Raw genomic sequence first — 6,000 nt, 5'->3', positions numbered from 1 at the left:
CACATACAACGACAATATTATCTCTATCTTATATTTAATTAAGTTGACCTACTTATGAGTCGCAGAAGCAGGAAGCAACAAGTGGATAAGATATTTGTCCATAAATTGTGGAACGGTTCATCCCAACCCTTCAGGATAGAAAGCAGTGTGTTCAGAGGACATATGACATACCCGGAGGTCTCTCCCGTTAGGCTCCGCAGTTTTTCAGTACGAGTGATGAAGCAAATCTAACTTAGTACAGAGCGAAAAAGTTTTGTCATCAAAATTTGACATAATCGCGATTAATCAGATGTATAACCTGCTTTTAACAAGCTAAAATGTCATAGAATCATAACTTAATGATCCCCAAAGGCTGATAAATACGTGAAAAGCTGAAAAATGTGTCTGTAACCCCCTTGATCCCAACGCAGGATTATTAGTTAATATTTATTAACAAAGACTCCTCTGCTCCCCAAAAGAAAATGCTGTCACATTGGCATCATGCTGCCACATTGGCATCATAGGGAATCCAAAGGGAGTGATTTGCAATTAAAAAACACATTAAAAAACAAACACAAAACTCGGCAGAACCAGGAGTCAGGAATAAGAAGTTTTTCTGGAGGTCTACGGCTATTTATCAGCCATTTAATAACCAGGGGACATCATGAACCTTTCAAACTACTGGAGGCCAAAATTATGGCAAAAGAACGCCCACCTTTAGAAGAGATGACATTGCGGCAACTACGTAAAGTAGCTAGTGAATTTAGCATCTCTCGTTACAGTAGAATGCGTAAATCGCAACTGTTGGAATCTGTTCAACAAGCTCAACGCAGCAAAGTTTCTCTTACCCAATCTCGTTCAATGGAGGCACAGGAAACCGTGGAAGCAGCAAAATTTGAGTTGGGTCAAATTGATCGTACAGGCGGTACTCTCACTGATGTTGATGAAGGACTAGCGGATCTCCCTCAAGGCTATGGAGAAAGCCGTATTGTTCTTATGCCTCGCGATCCTCAGTGGGCTTATACCTACTGGGATGTTTCTAACGAGCATAAAGAAGAACTACGCCGTCTTGGGGGACAACAGCTGGCACTGCGTATTTATGATGTCACCGACATCAATTTAGAGTACCAAAGCCCCCACAGCATTCAAGAATACCCCTGTGATGAACTTGCACGGGAATGGTATTTGCCAGTTCCAGTGAGCGATCGCGATTATGTCATCGACATTGGTTACCGTTGTGCTGATGGTCGCTGGTTAGTACTAGCTCGTTCTGCACCCGTCCACGTTCCTCCTGTCTATCCTTCCGACTGGATTGAAGATGTCTTCATCACCGTGAATTTTGATGAAGATTTGCGTGAGAAAACTGTTTATGAACTGGTTCCTCCCGCCAAGAAAGTGGCTCCTACTGCTACTGCTACTCCTATTCCTGGTGCTGCTGCCAACGGTAACGCCATCTATGACCAAATCTTTGGTTTGGCAGAATCTGCCGAAGTCATGCGCGTTGCAGGTTCTGTGTTCGGTTCCATGCACCAGGTTCCTGGTTTCGTTACTCCAGAACAAGCCATCAGCTCCTACGTCTTCCCCTCTGGTGTAGGTATGTGGGCAGTTCCAACTACCTCTGGTTTGAACATGTCTGGCGTAGGTATGTCTGGCGCTGGCTTCTCTGGTGACGTGCCAATGCGCCCGCGTAAGTTCTGGTTAATTGCTGATGCTGAGTTGATTGTTTATGGTGCAACAGAACCTGATGCGACTGTCACAATTGGCGGTCGTCCAATTAAACTCAATCCAGACGGTACCTTCCGCTTCCAAATGTCCTTCCAGGATGGTTTGATTGACTATCCAATTATGGCTGTTGCTGCTGATGGTGAACAAACACGGTCAATTCAGATGAAGTTTAATCGTGAGACACCATCTCGGAATACCAATACAAAGGAAGAAGCTGTTTTAGAATGGTTCTCTTAATCTAAAATTTGGAATTTTTGATTTTGGATTAAGCTGATAAACCTCCGTCACAAGATAACTGTGGCGGAGGTTTTGTTTGTTGGAAAAATTTTGCTTTTGATAAACTTATCCAGATTGTTATATCAAGCCTTACTGGCTGAACTACAACATTTCTAAATTTCTCTAGATTTTATTGAGCGGTGAGTCCTGCGCTGCGGGAGGATCTCCCTCGTGCCGGCTCTGGCGTATGCGCAAAGCGCACGCCCAGAGGTCTAAAGCGTAGCGAGACCGGAGGTCTTCCCCGGAGGGTACAGATCATAGAAGGGAGACAGAGTGCAGGGAAATAAAACTTTTCTATTACCTTGTCACCTGTCACCTGTCACCTGTCACCTGTCAACTACTCCTTATCTAGTAGATGAGAGAGTGCGGCGCTTGGTCACCATCTGGAATGCTTCGATGATGTCACCTTCTGCCCAGTCATTGTATTTGTCAATGCCGACACCGCATTCGTAACCGGCGTTAACTTCGCGGGCGTCTTCTTTCATTCGCTTGAGCGAGTCAAGGGGAGCTTCATTGATCACCTTACCGTTACGACGCACCCGCACTTTGCAGTTACGGATGAGCTTACCAGACTGCACGTAACAACCTGCAACGGAACCACGACCAACGGGGAAGACAGCACGCACTTCGGCTTGACCCAAGTGTTCTTCCACCAACTCTGGCTCCAGTAGACCTTCCAAGGCTCCTTGGATGTCTTCTATGAGTTTGTAGATGATGTTGTATTCCCGTACATCTACACCAGCCTCATCGGCGGCTTGTCTAGCGCCACTGGCGTAAGTGGTGTTAAAGCCAACGATAACTGCTCCACTGGCTGCGGCTAAGTCGATATCTGTCTGGGTAATTTCACCAGCAGCTGACAACAACAAGCGGATTTGTACCTCGTTTTGCGGGATTTGCCTGAGCGATCCCACTATTGCTTCCACTGAACCTTGCACATCTCCTTTCAATATCAGGTTGAGTTCTTTCAACTCGCCTTCCTGAGCCTGAGCCGAGATACTGGTCAGGGTAACACGTCCCTGCATCAGACGTGATTGACGGAGTTTTTCAGCGCGTTCGGCTGCAATTGAGCGTGCTTGTTTTTCGTTGCTAAAGACATCAAACTCATCGCCTGCTGCTGGTACATCACTTAAACCCAGAACTTCAACGGCGAAGGAGGGAGTAGCCGCTTCGACTCTTTTACCTCTGTCATCCACCATTGCCCGGACTTTACCGAAGGCTGAGCCAGCTACCAACAAATTGCCTACGCGCAGACTACCGTTTTGAATCAGCAAGGTCGCAACTGGTCCCTTTGCCTTGTCTAAGTGAGCTTCAATCACGGTTCCTTTCGCGAGTCGGTCTGGATTAGCAGAAAGTTCTTCTATCTCTGCTACCAAGAGAATCATCTCTAGGAGTGTATCCAGATTTTCGCCCCTAATAGCGCTGACAGGAACCATAATCGTGTCACCGCCCCACTCTTCTGACACCAGACCATATTCTGTTAATTCTTGCTTAACACGGTCAGGTTGTGCCTCTGGTTTATCGACTTTGTTGATGGCTACTATCATCGGAACTTCAGCGGCTTTCGCGTGGCTAATCGCTTCAACAGTCTGAGGACGAACGCCATCATCTGCAGCAACCACCAAAATAGCTATGTCGGTGACTCGCGCTCCGCGTGCCCGCATTGCTGTAAAGGCTTCGTGACCAGGGGTATCAAGGAATACCACTTGCTGCTCTTTACCATCGTGTTCTACATCTACGTGGTAAGCACCGATGTGCTGAGTAATACCACCTGCTTCCCCAGATGCCACTTTTGTTTTGCGAATCGAGTCAAGCAGGGTAGTTTTACCGTGGTCTACGTGACCCATAATTGTCACAACTGGCGGACGGCGAAGCAGGTGTTCCAAGTCTGCCACGTCTATCATTTCCGTGACTTTGCGGGCTTCGGCTTCTGGTTCGACGGTTTCAACTGGTATTTCCAACTCGTTGGCTACCAGTGTAATTGTGGGAATATCCAAATTTTGCGTGATACTTACTGCCATGCCTTTCATGAACAGAATTTTCACAATTTCTGTATCAGCCACTACCAAAGCCTCAGACAGTTCTTGCACTGTCATCGGACCTGTGACTTCCAGTATTTCTGGACGATCCTGCTTTTGTTCCGTTTCTTGGCGACGGTTTTGCTCACGAGAGGAAGCAGGTTTTTTCCCTTTCGCAACTGGCGCAACAGCCGTGGCTACTGCTGTTTGTGTCGGCTTGGAAGCCTTAGGTTTCGGTGGACGGGCAATAGAGAGACTGACTTGGATAGTGGCAGGTATTTCCACTCCCTCTTCATCTAAAAGATCTTCATCATCTTCAAACTCATCAACTATTGGCTTGACACGTTTGCCTTTAACGGCTCCCTTTCCAGCCTTGGCTGAGTCTTTGATTTCTTCTATCTCTTCTTCCTGCCACTTTTTACCGCCTTTGACTTGACGTGGCGGGGTTGGGCGCTTTAGTTCGATGACCTCTTCAGTCGTTGTTGGTGCTTCATCCTCATCTTCTTGCCCAACCTGCGGTTTTGTCAGTGAGACTCGCATTGGTTTTGGAGGCGTAGCGACTGGTAGCGCACCTCCTGGTTGTTCAGCAGCACGTACTATTGGTCTGCTAGGTCGTTGCGACTCTCCGACTTGTACAGGTGCAGAAGGCCTATTTCCTCTTTGCTCAGGTTTTACTGGTGAGGGGGTAGTAGAACGCACAGGTTTTTCAGTTTTTTGCGGCAAAGCAGCCTGTGCTGTTTCCCCTGTTGCCGTTTTATTGACTCTTTGCTGCTTGACTTGGTCGCGTTCGCCCGCAAAGGTTTGGCTGCCTTCGGGAGCATCGCGTTTTTGAGGTGGGCGCTGTGTGCCATCGCCTGCAAGAGCTCGGCTGCCAACGGATGCATCGCGTTTTTGGTCGCGATCGCGTTTGAGAATTATAATCGGTTTCTCGCTCACACTCGGTTGGGCAGCGTCTGTTGGAGAGCTTGGTTGCTCCCCAGCTGGTCTGGTGGGCGGGGCTGCCAGTTGTGGTTTTGGCTGTCTTTCCGGTTTTGATCTTGGTGCAGATGCTTTTTCCGGTTTTTCCGCTGCTACTTTTTCAACCGGCTGATTTGTATTGGGTACTATGTTTTTATCCGCGTCTGTCACTGCTGGTTGTTCAGGTGTGGTCTCAGACTGATTCCGGGGTACAGATCGAATTGGTGCCGTCGGCTTCATGGGTGAGACAGGGGGAGCTATGGACTTAGGGGGTGAAGGAGGATTGACTTCAGAAGCAACTATATTGGTAGCAACCGACGCCTCTGGGGCGTTAGAGATGGGGTTTTTCAAAACTGTAGGTTTGCGAATCTCCAAAATTTGTTGTTTATTAGGTGCTGCAGGTCGGTTACGTCCACCATCTTGTGGTGAATTTGGTCTATGGCTGTTAGTGCCATTTCCTATTCTCGGCGTCACACTTGTCTGAGCTACTTTTTCTGCTTGAGCCCGAATGCGTTCCGCTTCGGATTCTGTAATTGTGCTGCTATGGCTTTTGACCGCAATATTGAGCTGGTCGCAAATTGCTAATAGCTCTTTGTTATCCAAATTCAATTCCTTTGATAATTCGTAAATTCTAACTTTGCCGTTGTTCATCCACTCTTCCCCTTTAATTTACAGTTTTAGCGGATGGTTGCCTGGTTGGCGACATCTCCATCCTTCGATTACTGTGTTAGGTTGCCACTGCTAATGAATGCCGGTGCCTCCATTCAGGAAAGAGAGATGTTTCGGTTTATCGCTGGCATCCCCACCAGGAAAGATGGTTGACGCCGAACTGCGCTTGGGCGCTACCAGGTTGCCATTCTGTACTGTTTTGTTTTGTTGATTCTGAGTCTTCCACGACACATCGAGTAAAACTTCTTAGGAGTCCGGCTTCGCCCCTTTGGATAACCAAGAGCTACGCTAACGACACCCTTTTACTATTTTGGCACTACATGAGCGATAAAACAGAGTGTGTTGATAGCACAAATAATTCGGCTGTCATCACAATTTC

The 6,000-nt window shown here is 47.5% G+C and carries 2 protein-coding genes; one reads left to right on the top strand and one right to left on the bottom strand.

Annotation, left to right across the window (positions count from 1 at the left end; all coding sequences use genetic code 11):
• Positions 1–675: 675 nt before the first annotated feature.
• Entirely contained in the window at positions 676–1,941 is a 1,266-nt protein-coding gene (locus tag AC5JM2_RS31670) for a DUF4912 domain-containing protein (protein WP_495839465.1), read from the top strand.
• Between the two features lie 383 nt (positions 1,942–2,324).
• On the opposite strand, the gene infB is transcribed toward AC5JM2_RS31670, so the two are convergent.
• Complete coding sequence (infB, locus tag AC5JM2_RS31665) at positions 2,325–5,603, bottom strand: translation initiation factor IF-2 (protein WP_495839463.1); 3,279 nt, start codon at positions 5,601–5,603, stop codon at positions 2,325–2,327.
• Between the last annotated feature and the right edge of the window lie 397 nt (positions 5,604–6,000).

The sequence above is a fragment of the Brasilonema angustatum genome (genome assembly GCF_059505445.1).
This window is presented reverse-complemented; position numbering and strand designations above follow the sequence as displayed.